The organism is Pseudomonas sp. Z3-8 (genome assembly GCF_051131975.1).
In the GTDB taxonomy this organism is placed as follows: Bacteria; Pseudomonadota; Gammaproteobacteria; order Pseudomonadales; family Pseudomonadaceae; genus Aquipseudomonas.
In genome coordinates, this window is the sequence record NZ_CP071643.1 from 273,732 (window position 1) to 293,196 (window position 19,465).

Below are 19,465 nucleotides of genomic sequence, written 5' to 3' on the forward strand. Positions count from 1 at the left end.
ATGAGCAACGACGATCGTACCCAGTTCATGCCGACCCCCGGTGGCCGTGGCGCGGACCCTTTCCGCCCGGACCCGGGGCGGCCGCAACCGGCACCCGCGACGGCGCCGCTGTCGATGCCGGCCGCGCCGCTGTTGACCGGCAAAGCCCAGGGCCTCAACCCGCTGGAGAGCGCCGCCGGCCCGCTGCTGGCCCTGCTGACGCGCTTGCGCAGCACCATCGCCCACCCGGCACCGGCCAGCTTGCGCGCCCAATTGCTGGCCTACCTGCGCCAGTTCGAAGAGCGCGCCGAAGCCGCCGGCGTGGTGCGCAACGACGTCTTGCTGGCCCGCTACGCCTTGTGCACCGCGCTGGATGAGGCGGTGCTGAGCACGCCTTGGGGCGGCACCAGCGACTGGGGCAAGCAGAGCCTGTTGATCACCGTCCACAACGAAGCCTGGGGCGGCGAGAAGGTCTTCCAGCTGCTGGAGCACTGCCTGCAAAGCCCGCGCGAGCGTCTGTACCTGCTGGAGCTTTTGTACCTGTGCATGTGCCTGGGTTTCGAAGGGCGCTATCGGGTCATGAACGACGGCCGCAGCCAACTGGAAGCGCTGCGCGAACGCACCGCAGCGGTCATCCGCAGCGCCCGTGGCGACTACGAACGCGAGCTGTCGCCGCGCTGGCGTGGGGTCACCGTGGCCCGCGATCGCCTGGCGCAGTTCATGCCGCCATGGATCGCCGTGGCCATTGGCATTGCCCTGTTGCTGGCGTTGCTGTTCGGCCTGCGCATGAAGCTGGCCGCTGATGCCGAGCCGGTGTTCAAGAATATTCATTTCCTCGGCGAAATCCCGGTGCAGACCATCGACCGCCCAGTGGTCCAGCCGAAAGTGATCGAACGTCCACGCCTGGCCGGGTTCCTCGCCGATGAAATCAGAGCCGGCCGGATTGCTGTGGAAGACGCCGTCGACCGCTCGGTGGTGACCATCCGTGGCGATGAACTGTTCGCCTCCGGCAGCGCCAGCATCAAGGATGATTTCCAGCCGTTGATGCTGCGCATTGCCGATGCCGTGCGCAAGGTCAAGGGCCAGGTGCTGGTGACCGGCCACAGCGACAATCGCCCGATCGCGACCTTGCGGTTTCCGTCCAACTGGGCCTTGTCCGAAGCACGGGCCAGGTCGGTGCTGGACATTCTTTCGGCCAAGACCGGCCAGCCCGAGCGCTTCAGCGCCGAAGGCCGCAGCGACACCGAGCCGTTGGCGTCCAACGCCACGACCGAGGGGCGCGCGCGCAATCGTCGGGTTGAAATCACAGTATTGGCGGAGGGGGTCGAGTGAAGGCGTTTTTCAGTTTCATGACCCGTTGGGTCATCCCGTTGCTGGGGCTGATCGCCCTGAGCCTGATCATCTGGTTCGTCGGCCCGCTGCTCGATTGGCTGGTGCCTGAAGGGCGCCGTTGGGCGCTGATCATCCTGGTGTTTGCGGTATGGATCGCCTATCGCCTGTTCCGCATCATCCAGGCCCGCCGGCAGGCCGCCGAAGTCATGCGCAGCCTGGCCGCGCAGACCCCGCCGGACCCGACCAGCATCGCCACCGCCGAAGAGCTCGAAACCTTGCGCCAGCGCATGGACGAGGCCCTGGCCTTGCTCAAGAAAGCCAAGCTGGGCGGTGACGAGCGCCGTAACCTCTACGAGTTGCCGTGGTACGTGATCATCGGCCCACCGGGCTCGGGCAAGACCACCGCACTGGTCAACTCAGGGCTGCATTTCCCGCTGGCGGCGCAATTGGGCGCCGGCGCAGTACGCGGTGTCGGTGGCACGCGCAACTGCGACTGGTGGTTCACCGACGAGGCGGTGTTGCTCGACACCGCCGGTCGCTACACCACCCAGGACAGCGATGCGACCGTCGACAAGGCCGCGTGGCTGGGCTTCCTCGGCCTGCTGAAAAAACAGCGGGCGCGACGCCCGATCGATGGCGCGTTCATCGCCATCAGCCTCTCGGACCTGCTGTTGGGCAGCGACGCCGAACGTGCCGCCCACGCGGCGGCAATCCGCCTGCGGATCCAGGAGTTGTACACGCAGCTGGGCGTGCGTTTCCCGGTGTACCTGATGCTCACCAAGCTCGACCTGGTGCCGGGGTTCATGGAGTACTTCGACAACCTGAGCAAGGAAGAGCGTGCCCAGGTCTGGGGCATGACTTTCACCCTGGACGACGGCAAGAGCAATGACAGCCCGCTGGCGCACCTGCAAAGCGAATTCGCCCTGCTCGAGCAGCGCCTAAATGATCGCCTGGTCGAGCGCCTGCAACAGGAACGCGACCCGGCGCGGCGCGACCTGATCTACGGCTTCCCGCAGCAGTTCGGTGCATTGAAGGATTGCCTGCAAAGTTTTCTCGACGGCGTGTTCAAGCCCAATGCGTTCGAAGAGCGTGTATTGTTGCGTGGCGTGTATTTCACCAGCGGCACCCAGGAAGGCAGCCCGATCGATCGCCTGATCGGCTCCATGGCCCAGAGCATGAACCTGGACCGCCAGCACCTGGCGCGCCAGACCGGTACCGGGCGCAGTTACTTCATCGAAAAGCTCTTCAGCGCCGTGGCCTTCGCCGAGCGTGGGCTGGTGGGGGTGGACCCGAAAGTCGAGCGCCGGCGCAAGTGGATCGCCCGCGGCGTGCTGGGGTCTACCGTGGTACTGGTGTTGGTGGTCAGCACGTTGTGGTGGGTCAGCTACCGCGCCAACCAGGCCTATATCGCCCAGGTCGATCAGAAGGTCGCGCCATTGGGCCAGACCGTGCAGAACCTCAGCCCGGCCCAGCGCGACGTGCTCGCGGTGTTACCGCTGCTCAATGCCGTCAAGCATTTGGCCGGTGACGCGCCCGACTGGGCCGAAGGCCTGGGCCTGTATCAAGGCGACATGCTCGAAGCCGAGTCCGGTAGCGTCTATCGCAAACTGCTGATCGCGGTGTTTGCACCGCGCCTGCTGACGCGCATCGAAGAGCAACTGCACAGCGGCGGCAATTCGGACTTCCTCTACGAAGGCTTGAAGGCTTACCTGATGCTCGCCGACAACGAGCATTACGACGCCGACTTCATCAAGGCCTGGATCGCCCTCGATTGGGACCGCAGCCTGCCGCGCGACCTGCCGGCCGAACAGCGTCAGGCTTTGACCGGGCATTTGCAGGCGCTATTCGAGCGGCGTCCGCCGACCGCGCGCCTGGACCCACGCCTGATCGAGGACCTGCGCCGCCAGTTGCAACAACTGCCGGTGGCCCAGCGCGTCTACGACCGCATCAAACGGCAGAAGCTGCCCGACGGCATCCCCGACTTCCGCATCAACGAAGCCGCCGGGCGTGACGCCGCGCTGGTGTTCAGCCGCAAGAGCGGCAAGCCGTTGGGTGAACCGCTGAGCGGCTTCTTCACCGTCAAGGGCTACCGCCAAGGCTTCTTGCTCAGCAGCCTGAGCCAGACCGGCACCCTGGCAGAAGAGCAATGGGTGCTGGGCTTTGAGCAGGCCGACCAGCAGAACGTCGCCAGCCTCGCCGCCGATGTGCGTCGCTTGTACTTCCAGGACTACATGCGCCAATGGGACGCCTTGCTGGCCGACATCGACTTCGTCCCGATCACCAGCGTGGCCCAGGCTGCCGATGTGCTGCGGGTGATTTCCGGCCCGACCTCGCCGCTGAAAAAACTGCTGGTGGCGGTGGCGAAGGAAACCGACCTGCAACAGGACGAACGCCTGCTCGCCGCCCAAGGCGTACCGGCGGGCGACGGCGTGGACAAGCTCAAGGAGCGCCTCGGCAGCCTGCTCGGCCAGGAGCAGGCAACGCCAAACGCGCCGCAAACCAGCGATGATCCGATCACCGCGCACTTCGCCGAGCTCAACAGCATCGTCAGCAAGAGCGAAGGCGAACCGGCGGCCATCGACGGCCTGCTGTCCGACATGAACGCCCTGTATGTGCAGGTCAGCGCCATGGTCGGCGCCAGCGGCGACGCCTTGCTCGGCGAGGCCAAGAACCAGGCGTCGGCCGCGGCGACCCGCGTCAGCCTCAACGCCGAACGCCAGCCACCGCTGGTGCAGGGTCTGGTCAAGTCGGTGGTCAACTCCCACCAACACCATGATGGGCGGCGTACGCAATCAGTTGAATGCTGCCTGGACCAGCGAAGTGGTGAATATCTATCGCCAATCCCTGGCCGGGCGTTATCCGATGTCCCCGGGCAGCGCGCGGGACGCGACCCTCGATGACTTCGGCCAGTTCTTCGGCGTCGGCGGGGTGATGGACAACTACTTCCGCAAGTACCTGCAACCGTACGTGGATACCTCGACGCAGACTTGGCGCTGGCAGCCGGGCGCGGCGCAGAAGCTCGGGATTTCCCCGGGTGTGCTGCAAACCTTCCAGCGCGCGGCGACCATTCGCGATGCGTTCTTCCGTTCCGGCGGCACGCAGCCGATGGTGCGCTTCGAGCTCAAGCCGGTGGCGATGGATACGACCATCACCCAATTCCTGCTCGACCTCGACGGCCAGCAGTTGAGCTACGACCACGGCCCGAGCCGGCCGACCGCCATGCAATGGCCGAACCCGGGCAGCATCGGTGTAGTGCGCATCTCGATCATGCCGCCGTCGTCCAGCGGTCGTTCCGGCATCACCTTGGATGGGCCATGGGCCTGGTTCCGATTGCTGGAGCAGTCGGACCTGACCGCCGGCAACTCGCCGGATCGCTTCAACCTGCGGCTGCGGGTCGATGGCGCCAGCGCCTCTTACGAGTTGCGGGCCAACAGCGCCTTCAACCCATTCAAGAGCCGGGTACTCAGTGGCTTCAGCCTGCCGGAGCGCCTATGAGCAGTACAGCGGGTTTCTATGGAAAGTTGGCCAGCCGTGGAGACTTCGTCAGCCGTGGCTTGCCGCAGAGTTTTATCGGCCCTTGGGACTCATGGCTGGCGGCGGGTTTGCTCGCCAGCCAGGCCAGCCTCGGCGAGCGTTGGCTGGATGCCTATCTGGTCAGCCCGCTGTGGCGCTTCATGGTCGCGCCCGGCGTTTGCGGGCCGGACGCTGCGGTTGGCGTGGTGATGCCAAGCATTGACCGGGTCGGGCGGTATTTCCCGCTGACCGTTGCAGCGTTGCTCGACCCGGATGCCGACCCGGCCTCGGTGGTCGGCGGCGCGGACGGCTGGTTCGAGCGGGTCGAGAACCTGCTGTTGAGCACACTGAACGTGGAGGCCAGTTTCGAAGCCTTCAACGCGGCGCTGGAAACCCTGGATGGCCCGATGTACCTGCCGCGCACCCCGAGCAGTCGCTTCGCCAGCCTGCATCGCTTCGATGCCACCGATTCGCAGCGGCGAATGAGCGCCCTCGCCGAGTCGGCTTGCGAAGGCGTCAGCCTGTGGTGGGGCCAGGGTTCGGAGCGCATCGCGCCCGGTTTGATGCGGTGCCAGGGACTGCCGGCCGCCGCTGATTTTGCGCAATTTTTGCTCGGCCAAGAAGGTGTTGTGTAGATGCGTCCAAGTGCTGGAAAAGCCTTCAAGTCTGCAAGCAAAAGCCATGTCGGCATGGTCCGCCAGGTCAACGAGGACGCCTGCCTGGACCTGCCGGAAAACGGCCTGTGGGTGGTCGCCGACGGCATGGGCGGGCACGCGGCGGGCGACTACGTCAGCAGCCTGATTGTCGACAGCCTGCGTAGCATTGCGGTGGGCCGTTCCCTGGACGAATACATCGCGGCGCTGCAAAGCGACCTGCTGCGGGTCAACGCCGCCGTGCGCGAAGAAACCGCCAACCGTGGCGTGACCATGATGGGCAGCACCGTGGTGGTGCTGGCCACGCGCGACCTGCGGGGCATGTGCCTGTGGGCCGGTGACAGCCGCTTGTACCGCTTGCGCGACGGCGTGCTGGAAGGCATCTCGCGCGACCACAGCTATGTCCAGGATCTGCAGGACAGCGGCTTGCTCAGCGAGGCCGAAGCCCGCGTGCATCCGCGGGCCAACATCGTCACCCGCGCCATCGGCGTCGAGGCGCAATTGAACCTGGCGATGACCGAGCTGCTGCTGGTGCCCGGCGACAGCTACTTGCTGTGCAGCGACGGCCTGACCAAGACCGTCGAGGACGAAGAAATCCGAGAAGTATTGAGCCACGACGAGCCCGGCGAAATCGCCAGCAGCCTGGTGTCCCTGGGTCTGATGCGCGGCGCGCCGGACAACATCACCGTGGTCGTTGTGAAGGTGCCGTCATGAGCTTGCCCCTGAATATTGTCATCCCCGGCTACGACATCGATGGCGAGATCGGCGAAGGCGCGATGGCCAGCGTGTACCTGGCGACCCAGCGTTCGCTTGAGCGCAAGGTCGCGTTGAAAGTCATGGCCGCGGCGCTGGCGGCCGACCCGACTTTCTGCGAGCGTTTCTTGCGCGAGGGCAAGACCCTGGCGCGCCTGTCGCACCCGCACACCGTCACCATCCATGACATCGGCAATGTCGGTGAGCTGTACTACATGGCGATGGAATACCTGCCCAACGGCACGCTCAAGGAACGCATCGCCGCGGGCCTGACGCCGGAGCAGGGCCTGACCTACATCCGCCAGATCGCTTCGGCCCTGGGGTACGCCCACGGCCTGGGCCTGGTGCACCGTGACGTCAAGCCGGCCAACATCCTGTTTCGCGCCGATGGCACGGCGGTACTGTCGGACTTCGGCATCGCCAAGTCCTTGGACGACCGCACCCAATTCACCCAAGCCGGTTTCGCGGTTGGCACACCGAGCTACATGAGCCCTGAGCAAGCCCGTGGGCAAGACATCGACGGCCGCGCCGACCTGTACGCCCTGGGCGTGGTGCTTTACGAGATCCTCGTCGGCAAGCTGCCATATATCGGCAACGACGCGCTGTCCACGGCCCTGGCCCACCTGACCGAACCGCTGCCGGAATTGCCGGTGCACCACGGTCGTTACCAGGAAGTGCTGCGCAAACTGCTGGCAAAGGATCCGGCGGAGCGTTTCCCGGATGCGACTGCGTTGCTGCGCGCGTTGGATAACCTGCCAGAGGAATCGTCGGAAGCGACGCTGATCCGGCCGTTGTCGTTTGAGCTGCCTGTCGCGCCGCCTCCGGTGGATGACTTGGCCGGCCTGACGCCCATGTCCATCGACATTCCCAGTGGCCCGGCTTACGCACAACCGCAGCCCAGGCCGGTCCCGCCGCCGGTAAAACCGACGCCTCAGTCGCCGGTATCGGAGCAACGCAAGCGGCCGGTGTTCGCCCTGGCCGCCGTTGCGGTCGCCGTGGCGCTGGCCTTGGGCGGCGCAGGTTATTGGTGGTTGGCCGGTGACAATGGCAAAAAAGTGAAGACGCCAGTGACTACGACCACCTCGGTCAAGCCACCGGAAGTGAAGCCACCGAAGGCCCCGGAAGTGCCAGCGGTCAAGCCTCCCGTCGCGCCTCCGGCTCAGCCCCCCGTGGCGACCGAGGCCGATGGCGGCCAGCGACCATTGCTGATGGCCGGTAAAAAAACCCTGTTCCAGCGTGTGCTCAGCAAGCCGGGGGCGAAACTCGCCGACGCGCCGGGCGCCGCAGCGGGCAAGTCGCTGCCGGCGTTCTCGGTGTTGTATGTGTATCAGCGCAAGGATGTGGATGGCAGCGCCTGGGTGCGGGTCGGCGCGGCTACCGACGGGCGCAGCGAAGGCTGGCTGCCCGCCGCCCAGGTCAGCGACTGGAAACAGAGCCTGGTACTCAAGTTCACCGAACGCTCCGGCCGTGCGCCGGTGATGTTCCTGCGCCAGCCCGGCGAAGTGGAAAAGCTCCTGGCGAACCCTTCGGCCGCGAAAAATGCGTTGCTCAAGGCCCAGCAAAGCCCTCAGGACAACCAGCAAGTGCTGGCCCTGGAACCGGCCGCCAGCGCCGTACCGCAAAACCAGTTCTACCTGTTGCCGATCTTCGACTCGCGTGAAAGCTTCGACGACAACGGCCAGCCGGTGCAGTTGCTGAACGTTGCCTCCATCGACCCCGGTAACACGCAAAAGGCCGCGACCAACACGCCGATCACCACCGCCAATGCCGACGCGTTCCGTACCGCCGTGGTGCTGGTGGTGGACACCACCGTGTCCATGCAGCCCTATATCGATCAGGTCCGCGACGTGGTGCATCAGTTGCAGACCCGCATCGGCGAACGTGGCGAGTTGGACAGTGTCAGCTTCGGCATGGTCGGTTTCCGCAGCAGCATCAAGAAAACCCCGGGCCTGGAGTACACCGCCAAGACTCTGATCACGCTGGAGCAGGGTCGCGACCCGCAACGCTTCCTGGAGATGGCGCGCCAGGTCAAGGCGTCTACCGTGTCGAGCCATTCGTTCAACGAGGATGCGTTTGCCGGGGTCATGGAAGCCGTGGAAGGCATGGACTGGTCCGGTTACGGCGGGCGCCTGATCCTGCTGGTGACCGATGCCGGTGCCCTGCGCAAGAACGACCCGTTTGCCGCGACGCAAATGAACGAGGCCGAAGTGCGCCAGGCGGCGTTGGGCAAGCAGATCAAGATCTACGCCCTGCACCTGCTCAGCGACGCCGGCAAGAAAACCCACGCCGGCGCCCAGACCCAGTACCGCACGCTGACAGCCGACGCCAATCCGCAGATCGGCGACCTGTACATCCCGGTGCCGGGCGCCGACGTGCGCAAGTTCGGCGAGCGGGTCGACGAGATCGGCTCGGTGTTCGCCGATCTCGTGCATCAGGTGCGCAGCAACAAGCCGCAAAGCGTGCCGCTGCTCAGCGCCGCGCCAAGCCTGGCGGACAAATCGGCGGCGGTCGGTTACGCCATGCACATGGATTTCCTCGGCCGCAAGAGCGCCAGCCAGGCGCCGCAACTGGTCAGCGCCTGGACCGCCGACCGCGACCTGACCAACCCGGCCCTGCCGGCGTTCCAGGTCTGCGTGATGCTGACCAAGCTGCAGCTCAACGACCTGCAGCAATCGCTGAAGCTGATCGTCGACGCGGCCCGCAAGACCCAAAGTTCGCCCAAGGATTTCTTCCAGGAAATCGCCAGTGCCAGCGCCTACATGAGCCGCGACCCGTCGGCCCTGCGCAAGGGCGGCAATCTCGCCACCGGGGGCATCCTCGGCGAGTACCTGGAAGGGCTGCCGTATCGCAGCAAATCGCTGAACATGACCCAGGACCTGTGGCTGTCCTTGAGCGTGGCCGAGCAGGAAGATTTCATCGACGAGCTGGAGTCGAAGATCCGTCTCTACGAAACCTTCCACAACGATCTCGCCAACTGGGTGCGTTTCGGCGATGCCGAGCCGGGCGATGCCTTGTACCGCGTTCCGTTGTCGACGTTGCCGTGATGCTGAACCTGAACGCCGTGCACAAAAGCCGGGGCACCGGCGGCCAGCGCTACAGCCTGGTGATTCCACGGCTGCAACTGCGTGGCGGTGAACAACTGGCGGTAGTCGGCCCCAGCGGCTGCGGCAAGAGCACCCTGCTGGACTTGCTCGCCCTGGTGCTGGCGCCGGATCAGGCCGGGCAATTCGATTTCACGCCCGCCAATACACCGCTGGACATCGCCAAACTGTGGCGTGCGTCGCAACAGGACACCTTGGCCGAGCTGCGCAGCCGTCACCTGGGCTATGTTCTGCAAACCGGAGGCCTGCTGGGTTTCCTGGACGTGCGCGGCAACATCGCGTTGTCGCGCAAATTGCTGGGCTTGAAGGATGACGGCAGCGTGACGCGCCTGGCTGAACAACTGGACATCGCCGATCAACTGGACAAGAAACCGACGGACCTGTCCGTGGGTCAGCGCCAGCGGGTCAGTTGCGCCCGCGCTTTGGCCCATGGCCCGCGCCTGCTGTTGGCCGATGAGCCGACCGCCGCGCTGGACCCGTTGAACGCCGAGCGCGTCATGCACTTGCTGGTGACCCAGGCCCGCGAGCAGGGTGTGTGCTGCGTCGTTGCCACCCATGACGAGGCGCTGGCCCGCGCCAGCGGCTTGCAGGTGCGGCGTATCAGCTGCCGTCGCGACACGGACGGCGGCGTCACCGCCACCCTTGGGGAGGCTTGCTGATGCGCGGCGCGCTGGTGGCTTCCCTGGCCTGGCAGGATTATCGCAACGACGCCTGGCTGTCGGCCTGTTCGGTGCTGGCGCTGGTCGCGGTGGTGGCGCCATTGCTGGTGTTGTTCGGCTTGAAGTTCGGCCTGGTCAGCAGCCTGACCGAACGCCTGGAACGTGACCCCGCGACCCGGGAAATCATCCCCCTCGGCGGTGGCCGTTTCAGCGCCGGATTCGTCGAACAACTGGGGCAGCGCAACGACGTGGCTTTCGCCTTGCCGCGCACTCGGCAGATCGCGGCCACGGCGGACCTGAGCAACGAGGCTTCGGCGGTCACGGTCGAAATGATTCCCACGGCGCTGGGCGATCCGCTGTTCGACCAACTGCCGGTGCCGCAAGGCCTGGAGCAAGTGGTGCTCAGCCAGACCGCCGCGGAAAAACTCGGCGCCAAGGCCGGCGATTGGTTGCAGGCCAGTTTCGGCCGGCAGGTGGCTGGCCGCAGCGAGGCGCAGCGCACTCGGGTGCAGGTGCTGCAGGTGCTGCCGCTGGAGGCCTTCGCCCGGGACGGTCTGTTCGCGCCACTGGCATTGCTTGAGGCGGCGGAGGACTACCGCGACGGCCGGGCCGTGCCCGCGTTCGGCTGGCCGGGCGATGCACTGGGCGACGCTGGGCAGCGGGTTTATCCGGCGTTTCGTTTGTATGCCCGCAGCCTCGGCGATGTCGAGCCGCTGCGCCAGTACTTCGCCGGACAGAACCTGCTGGTGTCGACCCAGGCCCAGACCATCGCACAAGTGCAATCGTTGAGCCGCAACCTGTCGATCGTGTTCTGGATCATCGCCGGATTGGCGCTGGCCGGTGCGTTCGCGGCGATTTTTGCCGGTGCCCTGGCGGCCGTCGAGCGCAAGCGCCGGGAGCTGTCGGTGTTGCGCCTGTTGGGTGTGTCCACCGCGGCGCTGTTGTTGTTCGTGGTCTTGCAGGCGCTCTACAGCGCCACGTTTGCGGCCCTGCTGAGTGCTGGCCTGTATGGCCTGGCGCAGTCGGGCCTGAATCATTTATTTGCGCAGATGCCCGGCGAATACGCCAGCCATCTGCTGGTGCGTCATTACACCTTGGCCCTGGTGGCCGTGCTCGGCGTCAGTGCCGTTGCGGCGGCCTGTGGCGGTTGGCGGGTGGCGCGCATCCAGGCGTGTGAAGGAATTCGCGATGTATAAGTTATTGGGCGCCGCCGTGGCGCTGAGCCTGGCCGGTCTGGTCTGGGCTGATGAAGGCACGGATAAACTGGACAACCCCAAGCCATTGCCCGACGACGTCAGCCTGCCGCTGCCGTGCGAGGGGCAGATGGTGTTCCGCTACGTCTACATCCTCGCCCAGGGCACCCTGGACGACCGCGAGATCAGCCTCGGCTACCCGTTCAGTGAAGGCGAGGCGGGCTATCAACAGTCGTTCATTTCCGGCTACCGGCGCGATTTCATCAACGGCCAGTTCACCCTCAAGGATCTGCCCAAGGACTGGAACAAGACCATCACGCCGTTGATGCCCAAGACTGACGCCAAGACGCCGCTCAAGCCGATGTTGTACTTCATCGGCAAATACGAGGTTACCGCCCGCCAGTACGCCCAGGTCATGGCGCAGGCGCAATCGCTGGCCAGCGGCGAGCCGGCACCGGCCTGCGAGGCGCTGCTGGCCGAGTTACCCCAAGGCATGGCCGGGCGCTTGCCCAAGGTGAAGCTGTCGAAGTTCGAGGCCGAGCGCTTCTCGGCGGTATACAGCGCCTGGCTGATGAAATACCACAAGGACCTGTTGCCGGTCAGCGGCCGCGGTACCTCCGCTGAAGACGGTGGGCTGGGCTTCGTGCGCCTGCCCACCGAGGTCGAATGGGAATTCGCCGCCCGTGGTGGACATGCCGTGAGCCGCCAGGACCTGGAAGGGCGATTGTTTCCCCGCCGCCTGGAAGGCAGCGAAAGCGACGGGCCATTGGCCGAGTGGGCGGTGTTCAACCAGGTCGCCGGCGGCACCGGCCAGGCAGCACGGCTGATGCCCATCGGCACCAAGCTGCCGAACCCGATCGGGTTGTTCGACGTGGTGGGTAACGCCGCCGAGATGGTCCAGGAATCCTTCCAGCTTGTGCATGCCGGCCGCCGTCAGGGCGCCTATGGCGGTTTTGTGGTCAAGGGTGGCAACTACCTGGAAGGCGAGGGCACGTTGTTTACCGGCATGCGCCGCGAGTACCCGTTGTTCGCCGCCGATGGCACCGAACAGAGCAACGAAACCACCGGCTTTCGCGTGGCCGTCGGGGCGTTGTCGGCGCCGCGCTCGCGCTACAAGGAATTGTTCGCCCAATGGCAGAAGGAAGGCCGGCTCGCGTCCCTCACCGATGCCATCGACGATGCCGAAGACCCGACCAAGCGCCTGGACAGCATCATCGCCGCCAGCGCCGACCCGCGCCTGCAAGCCGAGCTGGGATTGGTCAACGAAGAACTCAAGCGCAACGTCTCGCTCATCGCCCAGCAGCGCGAGGAAGCGGCGGGCAACCTGATCCAGTCGTCGGCCCTGGTGGCGGAGACCATCAACAACTACAACATTCGCCTGACCAACCTGCAAAACAGCCGGCAGGCGGCCCTGGACGCCAAGGACGAGGCCAGCGCCACGTTGTTCGCCACGGCCATCGACAATGGCCGCAGCGCGCTGGATGGCGCGGTGGCGATCTACATCGACAACCTGGCAACCGGCACGCGCTACACCGATGCCGTGATCCAGGCGCAGTTCCAGCGCATCAAGGAAGAGCTGGAGCGCAAACCGGTACTGGGCAAGAGCCTGGTGGCGCGTGCAACGTTATTCGTTCGTCATGTCGGGGATTATCGTCAGCAGAAACGAGCCGACCCGGCGGCGATATTGAAGGAATTGCTCGCATCGAGCGCTCAGCGGTCTTGAGTGTTCGTTGTCAGCGAGCTTGGAAGGGACTCAGGCGGCGATAGGGCTGTGCTGAGCTGGTCAAAACTTAAACGAGAACACAACTATGCTTTTCTCCCGTAAACCTTTTGCTTCGGTTTCCAAGCGTCATTTGCTGATGGTCGCTGTTGGCTTCAGCACCGTGCTGACCGGCTGCGCCACGTCGCCGACCTCCAAGGTCGCTTCGAGCACCAAGGTCGAGTACTACCCGAACTGCTACGAGCCGGTGCAGCACCTGCGCTCCACTGAAGGCAACATGACCAAGTCGGTGGTCACCGGCGCAGCCGTCGGCGCCGTCGGCGGTGCCTTGCTGGGCGCGCTGACCGCTGACAAGGAAGACCGTGGCCGCAATGCCGCCATCGGTGCCGCGGGCGGCGCCCTGGCCGGTGGTGCTGCCGGTTACTACACCGAGCGCCAGAAGCAGATCGCCGATGACAACATGCGCATCGCCTCCTACGCCGCCGATGTCAGCAAAAGCGCTTCGGACATCGACCGCAGCACCGCGTACGCCAAGGCTTCGCAACAGTGCTACCAGAACGCGTTCAGCAAACTGGTCGCCGACCGCAAGGCCAAGACCGTCAACGACACCGAAGGCCGCAAGCGCCTGGCGGAAATCGTTGCCGGCCTGAAAGAGTCCAACGACCTGATCGTCGCCGTGAACGGTAAAGCCGCCGAAGACCTGAACAACTACACCCAGGCCTATGAAAAAGACCTGCAGCAAGTGGGTGTGCAGCGTACCGACGTGGTGACCGTGGCCACTGCTGATACCACGCAAGTTGTGGCGGCACAGACCAGCACCAAGAATAAAAAGAAAGTCACGCCGGCGAAGAAGAAAGAGCTGCCAACCGTGCCGAAAGAAGCGGTCGCCACCGAGAAGACCCTGCAGACCGCCAAGGCCAAGCAGGATGAAGGCAAGCAGGTCGCCAGCGCCGGCACCACCCAGGTCAACAGCATGTGCAAAAACCCGGACCTGGGCGATTGGGCACCGGTGCCTTGCCCGAATGTCTGATTGATTGATGACGGTTGGTCACTCCCTCAGGGGGGTGATCATCGCGTAAAACCTGTGGGAGCGCGCTTGCTCGCGATAGCGTCCGTTCAGTTGGCATTGATGTCGACTGAGGCACCGCTTTCGCGAGCAGGCTCGCTCCCACAGTTTTTTGTGTGTAGCTGAAAGATCCGCATCAACCCCAAATCCCTGTGGGAGCGAGCCCGCTCGCGAAAGCGTCCGTTCAGTCGGCATCAATGTAAAACGTGACTTGGCAGTCATCATGCAGGATTCCAGGTCTATCTTCCGCAAACCGGATTCGATGATGGCGTTCTGGTGCGGAATCGCTAAACTGCGCCGGCCGTTCATTTTCTCACGAGGCTGTGCCCATGAAATTTCGTTTGCTGCTGTGGATGCTCGGGTTGTTGATGGGCAAGGCCAGTCGTAACAACCCGGCGTTCCAGCAACAGTTGGCCGACCGGGAGCTGGTGTTCCAGCTGCAAACCCTGGACGGCAAGGTCGCCAGGCATTACACCGTGAAGAACCAGCGCATCACCAGCCACTCCGGTGTCTACCCGACGCCGGCCTTCGCCATCGCCTTCAAGGATGCAGCCTATGGCTTCGCCACGCTCCAGGCGAAGAACAAGCAGTTGGCATTCATGACCGGGATCCAGGACAAATCGATCCAGATCAAAGGCAACCCGGCGCTGGTGATCTGGTTTCAGGGGTTGATGAAGTACCTGAAGCCGAGGAAACCGAAGAAGGTTTAACCAAGATCCCTGTTTGGTCCGGGGTCATGGTTAACACCCGTGGCGAGGGAGCTTGCTCCCGCTGGGCTGCGCAGCGGCCCCAAGATGGGCTGGCGCGATCCTTCAGGCGGATCGCGTCGGCTGGTTTTGCGACTGCTGCGCAGCCGAGCGGGAGCAAGCTCCCTCGCCACAAAAGCTCAGCTGCCTGCGTCGGCAATTAATGGCTGAACTGCGAAGCCAGTTCCCGCAGCAGCACTTCGGCTTCGAGCACTTTGCTCACCACGTCGTTGGCCTTTTCCCGGGTCAGCCCCACGCGTTCGAGCAGCGAGTCCGGGATGTCCTCGTCCGGGCCCGAGCCGATGCTGCGCGAGCGCAGCAGGCGCACGGCCAGGCACACCAGGTTCGGGTAGGCGGCGTATTCGCCGTCGTAGTGAGGGTCGTGCTGGAAGCGCAGGGCGGTGGCCAGTTCGTCGGGCATGTCCCAGTAGCGCATCAGCCAGGCGCCAATCTGCTCGCGACTGATGCCCAGCAGGTGCTGTTCCACGTAGCTGTGGCACAGGTGCGGGTTGACCTCCAGATGCCGGCAGATCAGTGAGAAATGCGGCGGGAACACGTGGGCAAGCAGCAAATAGCCGAAGTTGTGCAGCAGCCCCGACAGGTAGGTCAGGCCGCCTTCGGGGCGCTGGGCGCGCGGCATGGCGCGGGTCAGGCCTTCGATGACGGCGGCGGTGTAGATCGATTGTTGCCAGTAAGGCGTGGTGTGTTGCGGATGGTCCTTGGGCAGGCTCAGGGTCTTGCCCAGGGCCAGGCCCAATGCCAGGTTGATCACCAGGTCGAAGCCCAGCACCCGGACAATGGCGTCTTCCACCGAGCGAATCTTGCCTGGCGAGGCGTAGTACGGCGACGCGGCCCAGCTCACCACTTGCGCGGCCAGGGCCGGGTCGGTTTCCACCACGCCGGTGATGTCATCGATGGTCGCATCGGGATCGACCCGCAACTTGATGATCTTCTGCGCGGTTTCGGCCAGCGGCGGAATCTCGATGGTTTCTTCCAGGCGTTGCTGGATACGCCGCGCGGTGAAGGCCTGCACGGCCATGGTGATTTCCTTGCGGTCGTCGTCCGGGCGGTCCAGGTTTGGCGTGATATTGCTCAAAGGCTCGCCGAACGTCGCGGCGCTGGCCTTGGTGAGCATGGTCTTGAAGGCTTCGCTGGTGACTTCCAGGAGCAGCCCTGGCTCGCCGGAGTTGATCAGCAGTTTCGGCTCGCGCAGCAGGCCTTCTTCATACAGGCACGGCGAGCTGGTGAGCGCTGGCAGGCCGGGCAGCAGGCTCAGGTTGTGCTTGCCGAGCATGCGTTCCAGGCGCTCGGTCGGCACAGCCGTGAGTTTACGACCGGTGAGCTCGGCCAGCCGGTTGAGGTCCAGCAACTGGTTTTGCGGAAACAGGACCATGAGCGCGCCAACGGCATCGTGCAGCAGCACGGCCTGCACTTTGCGAGCGGGGTTGAGGCCCGGTCGTTCGATGACTTCGTCAAAGGCGATGCCCAATTTCTCGAGCAACTGCCGAATAACAGACGGAGCGTGCGGGGTTTCGGGGACGAGGGCAGCTTCGGTCATGGTCTGTATCCGTTTTCCTACAAGTTGGTCAGTATAACCAGCTTGTCGGGCAGGCGCGTCCAGAAAACTGAGCGCGTGCTCACACTTGGCCGTATTGCTGCCCGTGGCGCAGCCAGCGATCCAACAGCGGGCTGACGTGGTCCGGCCAGCGCTCCAGCAACGCCTGGGCGGCGTCGCGGACCGCAGGGAGCAGGTCGGCGTCGCGCATCAGGTCGGCTACCTTGAATTGAAGCAGACCGGTCTGGCGCGTGCCGAGCATTTCACCCGGGCCGCGCAGTTGAAGGTCTTTTTCGGCGATGACGAAACCGTCATTGGTTTCACGCATGATGCCCAGCCGCTGGCGGCCGATCTGTGACAGCGGCGGGTGGTACAGCAACACGCAATGGCTGGCCGCGCTGCCCCGGCCGACCCGGCCACGCAACTGGTGCAACTGCGCCAGGCCCAGGCGCTCGGGGTTCTCGATGATCATCAGGCTGGCGTTGGGTACGTCGACGCCGACCTCGATCACCGTGGTCGCAACCAGCAATTGCAAGGCGCCGGCCTTGAATTCGGCCATGACCGCGGCTTTCTCGGCAGGCTTCATGCGACCGTGGATCAGCCCGACCTTCAGTTCGCCAAGGGCGGCGGTGAGATCCTCGAAAGTGGTTTCAGCCGCCTGGCAGGTCAGCTCTTCCGATTCCTCGATCAAGGTGCACACCCAATAGGCTTGCCGGCCTTCGGCGCAGGCGCTGCGCACGCGCTCGATCACTTCGACCCGCCGGGTGTCGGTGACCAGCACGGTATTGACCGGCGTGCGGCCCGGCGGCAGTTCGTCGAGGATCGAGGTGTCGAGGTCGGCGTAGGCGCTCATCGCCAGGGTCCGCGGAATCGGTGTGGCGGTCATGATCAACTGGTGCGGGCACATTCGTCCGCCCACGCCTTTCTGCCGCAGGGCCAGGCGTTGCTGGACGCCGAAGCGGTGTTGTTCGTCGATGATTACCAAGGCCAGGTTCTTGAACTGCACTTCGTTCTGGAACAGCGCGTGCGTGCCGACCACCATCGGCGCGCCCTCGGCGATCTGCGCCAGGGCGGCGACGCGGTTCTTGCCCTTGAGCTTGCCGGCCAGCCAGGCGACTTCGATGCCCAGCGGTTCGAGCCAGCGCTGGAAAGTGATGAAGTGCTGTTCGGCGAGAATCTCGGTCGGCGCCATTAACGCCACCTGATAACCCGCCTCCAGCGCTTGCAGCGCGGCGAGAGCGGCGACCACGGTCTTGCCGGCGCCGACATCGCCCTGGATCAACCGCAGCATCGGCTCGGGCTGGCTCAGGTCGTAGGCAATTTCATTACCGACCCGTTGCTGGGCGCCGGTGGGGGTGAAACCCAGATTGGCCAGGTAGCGGGCCGGCAGTTCTGTCGCCTTGGGCATGGCCGGGGCGCGCAGCGAGCGCAGGCTTTCGCGCAGGCGTTGCTGGGACAGTTGATGGGTCAGGAGCTCTTCGAACGCCAGGCGATGCTGGGCCCAGTGATGTCCAAGGGCGAGTTCTTCGACGTCGGCATCGGCGGGCGGGTGGTGCAGATAACGAATCGCGTCGGCCAACGGCGCCAATTGATAGTCCCGCGCCAGTTCCTTGGGCAGCCAGTCCGGCAGGCTGGTGGGGCCGAGCATCGTCAGGGTCTGCTGGCAGAGCTGGCGCAAGCGCTGCTGGGTCAGGCCTTCGGTGAGCGGATAGACCGGCGTCAGCGTTTCAGCCACTGGCGGCGGTTCATCGCCGGTAATCGCGCGGTATTCCGGGTGGTAGATTTCCAGCCCGGACGCGCCGGGCCGCGCCTCGCCGTAGCAGCGCACGCGGGTGCCCCGCTTGAGGCCTTCCTTCTGCGCGTTGCTGAAATGGTAGAAGCGCAGGCTGAGCCCACCCGTGCCGTCCTGCAGGCGCACCACCAGGCTGCGCCGCCGGCCCATGACCACGTCGGCACCGCTGACCGTGCCTTCCACCACCGCATCCTGCCCGGGTCGCAAATGGCCGATGGGCACCACGCGGGTGCGATCCTGGTAACGCAGCGGCAGGTGGAACAGCACGTCCTGGAGGGTTTCCAGGCCGACCTTGGCGAGTTTCTCGGCCATGGCTTCACCGACACCCTTGAGTGCCGTGACCGGCACTTTCGACAGCTCAGTCATGGCAGCGGCTTACTTGGCGGCGGGCGGCTTGGCCACGGAACACAGGCGGATCGAATCGGCGAGGATCTCGATGGCCTTGGGTCGCGGGAAGCTGGCGCGCCAGGCGATGGCAACGGTGCGGAACGGCACCGGCGCGGTCAATGGACGGACTTCGATCACGCCGGGTGAGTAATGATGGCTGTCCACCGCCGACAGCGGCAGGATCGAAATGCCCAGGCCGGAGGCGACCATGTGGCGAATGGTTTCCAGGGAGCTGGATTCCACCGTGGTGTGCTTGGCGCCTTCGCTGCCCTTGGTCAGGGTCGGGCAGGCTTCGAGCACCTGGTCGCGGAAGCAGTGGCCTTCGCCAAGCAACAGCAGGCTCTTGTCATTGAGCAGGGCGGCGTCGATGGTTTTTTTCTGGGTCCACGGGTGTTGGGCCGGCATCAGGACGTAGAACGGCTCGTCGTAGAGCGGCAGGGTCAGGACATCGGCTTCGTTGAACGGCAGGGCGATGATGATCGCGTCCAGCTCACCGTTGCGCAGCTTGTCGCGCAGCACATGGGTGAAGTTTTCTTCGATGTACAACGGCATCTGCGGGGCGACCCGGTGCAGTTGCGGGATCAGGTGCGGGAACAGGTACGGGCCGACGGTGTAGATCGCGCCGACTTTCAGCGGGGCGGTCAGCTGGTTCTTGCCGGCCTGGGCCAGTTCGCGAATGCCCTGGGCCTGTTCCAGGACTTTTTGCGCCTGGGCGACGATGCCTTCACCGACCGGCGTCAGGCGCACCGCGCTTTTGCTGCGCTCGAAAATAAGCACACCGAGTTCGTCTTCAAGCTTTTTCACGCCCACCGACAGCGTCGGTTGGCTGACATGGCAACGCTCGGCCGCATGGCCGAAGTGCTGCTCTTGGGCGAGGGTCACGATGTAGCGTAATTCTGTGAGGGTCATGGCGAGCGTCCGTGAAGTTGCGAGCCAAGCATACCGGCTGCAATCGATAGACGCACGTTATCAGACTGGAGGCGCGGTGCGACACTGGCGAATGCCTGTGTGGTCGT

12 protein-coding genes and 1 pseudogene are annotated in these 19,465 nt (G+C 64.8%); 10 read left to right on the forward strand and 3 right to left on the reverse strand.

From position 1 onward, the window contains the following. The 10 genes and pseudogenes from J3P94_RS01260 to J3P94_RS01305 all read left to right on the forward strand — a co-directional run bounded on the left by J3P94_RS01260 (nucleotide 1) and on the right by J3P94_RS01305 (nucleotide 14,679). A complete protein-coding gene (locus J3P94_RS01260) occupies nucleotides 1-1,311 on the forward strand; it encodes a DotU family type VI secretion system protein (protein WP_434570873.1) in 1,311 nt (436 codons plus the stop codon). Further along, a pseudogene (gene tssM / locus J3P94_RS01265) lies at nucleotides 1,308-4,806 on the forward strand (type VI secretion system membrane subunit TssM). Before J3P94_RS01260 ends, tssM begins: the two are co-directional and overlap by 4 nt. Beyond that, nucleotides 4,803-5,459, forward strand: a complete 657-nt coding sequence (tagF, locus tag J3P94_RS01270; protein ID WP_434570875.1) for a type VI secretion system-associated protein TagF — start codon at nucleotides 4,803-4,805, stop codon at nucleotides 5,457-5,459. The pseudogene tssM and the gene tagF overlap by 4 nt, the downstream one beginning before the upstream one ends. Then, the gene (locus J3P94_RS01275) at nucleotides 5,460-6,191 is read left to right on the forward strand and encodes a PP2C family protein-serine/threonine phosphatase (protein WP_434570876.1); all 732 of its coding nucleotides are present in this window, start codon (nucleotides 5,460-5,462) and stop codon (nucleotides 6,189-6,191) included. Further along, nucleotides 6,188-9,274, forward strand: coding sequence for a protein kinase domain-containing protein (locus tag J3P94_RS01280; RefSeq protein ID WP_434570878.1), 3,087 nt, complete (start codon nucleotides 6,188-6,190; stop codon nucleotides 9,272-9,274). Before J3P94_RS01275 ends, J3P94_RS01280 begins: the two co-directional genes overlap by 4 nt. Continuing rightward, on the forward strand, nucleotides 9,274-9,990 hold the full coding sequence (locus J3P94_RS01285; RefSeq protein WP_434570880.1) for an ABC transporter ATP-binding protein: 717 nt from the start codon (nucleotides 9,274-9,276) through the stop codon (nucleotides 9,988-9,990). The genes J3P94_RS01280 and J3P94_RS01285 overlap by 1 nt, the downstream gene beginning before the upstream one ends. Then, complete coding sequence (locus J3P94_RS01290; RefSeq protein WP_434570882.1) at nucleotides 9,990-11,186, forward strand: ABC transporter permease; 1,197 nt, start codon at nucleotides 9,990-9,992, stop codon at nucleotides 11,184-11,186. Before J3P94_RS01285 ends, J3P94_RS01290 begins: the two co-directional genes overlap by 1 nt. Next, nucleotides 11,179-12,906, forward strand: coding sequence for a formylglycine-generating enzyme family protein (locus J3P94_RS01295; RefSeq protein ID WP_434570884.1), 1,728 nt, complete (start codon nucleotides 11,179-11,181; stop codon nucleotides 12,904-12,906). Before J3P94_RS01290 ends, J3P94_RS01295 begins: the two co-directional genes overlap by 8 nt. Before the next feature lie 85 nt (nucleotides 12,907-12,991). Further along, nucleotides 12,992-13,933 carry a type VI secretion system-associated lipoprotein TagQ gene (tagQ, locus tag J3P94_RS01300; RefSeq protein ID WP_305497890.1) on the forward strand — a complete coding sequence of 314 codons (942 nt, stop codon included), beginning with the start codon at nucleotides 12,992-12,994 and terminating at the stop codon, nucleotides 13,931-13,933. Nucleotides 13,934-14,298: 365 nt separating this feature from the next. Next, nucleotides 14,299-14,679 carry a helicase gene (locus tag J3P94_RS01305; RefSeq protein WP_434570887.1) on the forward strand — a complete coding sequence of 127 codons (381 nt, stop codon included), beginning with the start codon at nucleotides 14,299-14,301 and terminating at the stop codon, nucleotides 14,677-14,679. Between the two features lie 196 nt (nucleotides 14,680-14,875). Here J3P94_RS01305 and J3P94_RS01310 read toward each other — a convergent pair whose 3' ends face one another. From J3P94_RS01310 to J3P94_RS01320, 3 genes are all read right to left on the reverse strand, one after another. Then, nucleotides 14,876-16,273, reverse strand: coding sequence for an HDOD domain-containing protein (locus tag J3P94_RS01310; RefSeq protein ID WP_434570889.1), 1,398 nt, complete (start codon nucleotides 16,271-16,273; stop codon nucleotides 14,876-14,878). Nucleotides 16,274-16,352: 79 nt separating this feature from the next. Continuing rightward, nucleotides 16,353-18,428, reverse strand: coding sequence for an ATP-dependent DNA helicase RecG (gene recG, locus J3P94_RS01315; RefSeq protein ID WP_434570891.1), 2,076 nt, complete (start codon nucleotides 18,426-18,428; stop codon nucleotides 16,353-16,355). 9 nt (nucleotides 18,429-18,437) lie between these two features. Further along, nucleotides 18,438-19,358: a hydrogen peroxide-inducible genes activator gene (locus J3P94_RS01320; protein WP_030142183.1), complete on the reverse strand. Its 921-nt coding sequence runs from the start codon at nucleotides 19,356-19,358 to the stop codon at nucleotides 18,438-18,440. Between the last annotated feature and the right edge of the window lie 107 nt (nucleotides 19,359-19,465).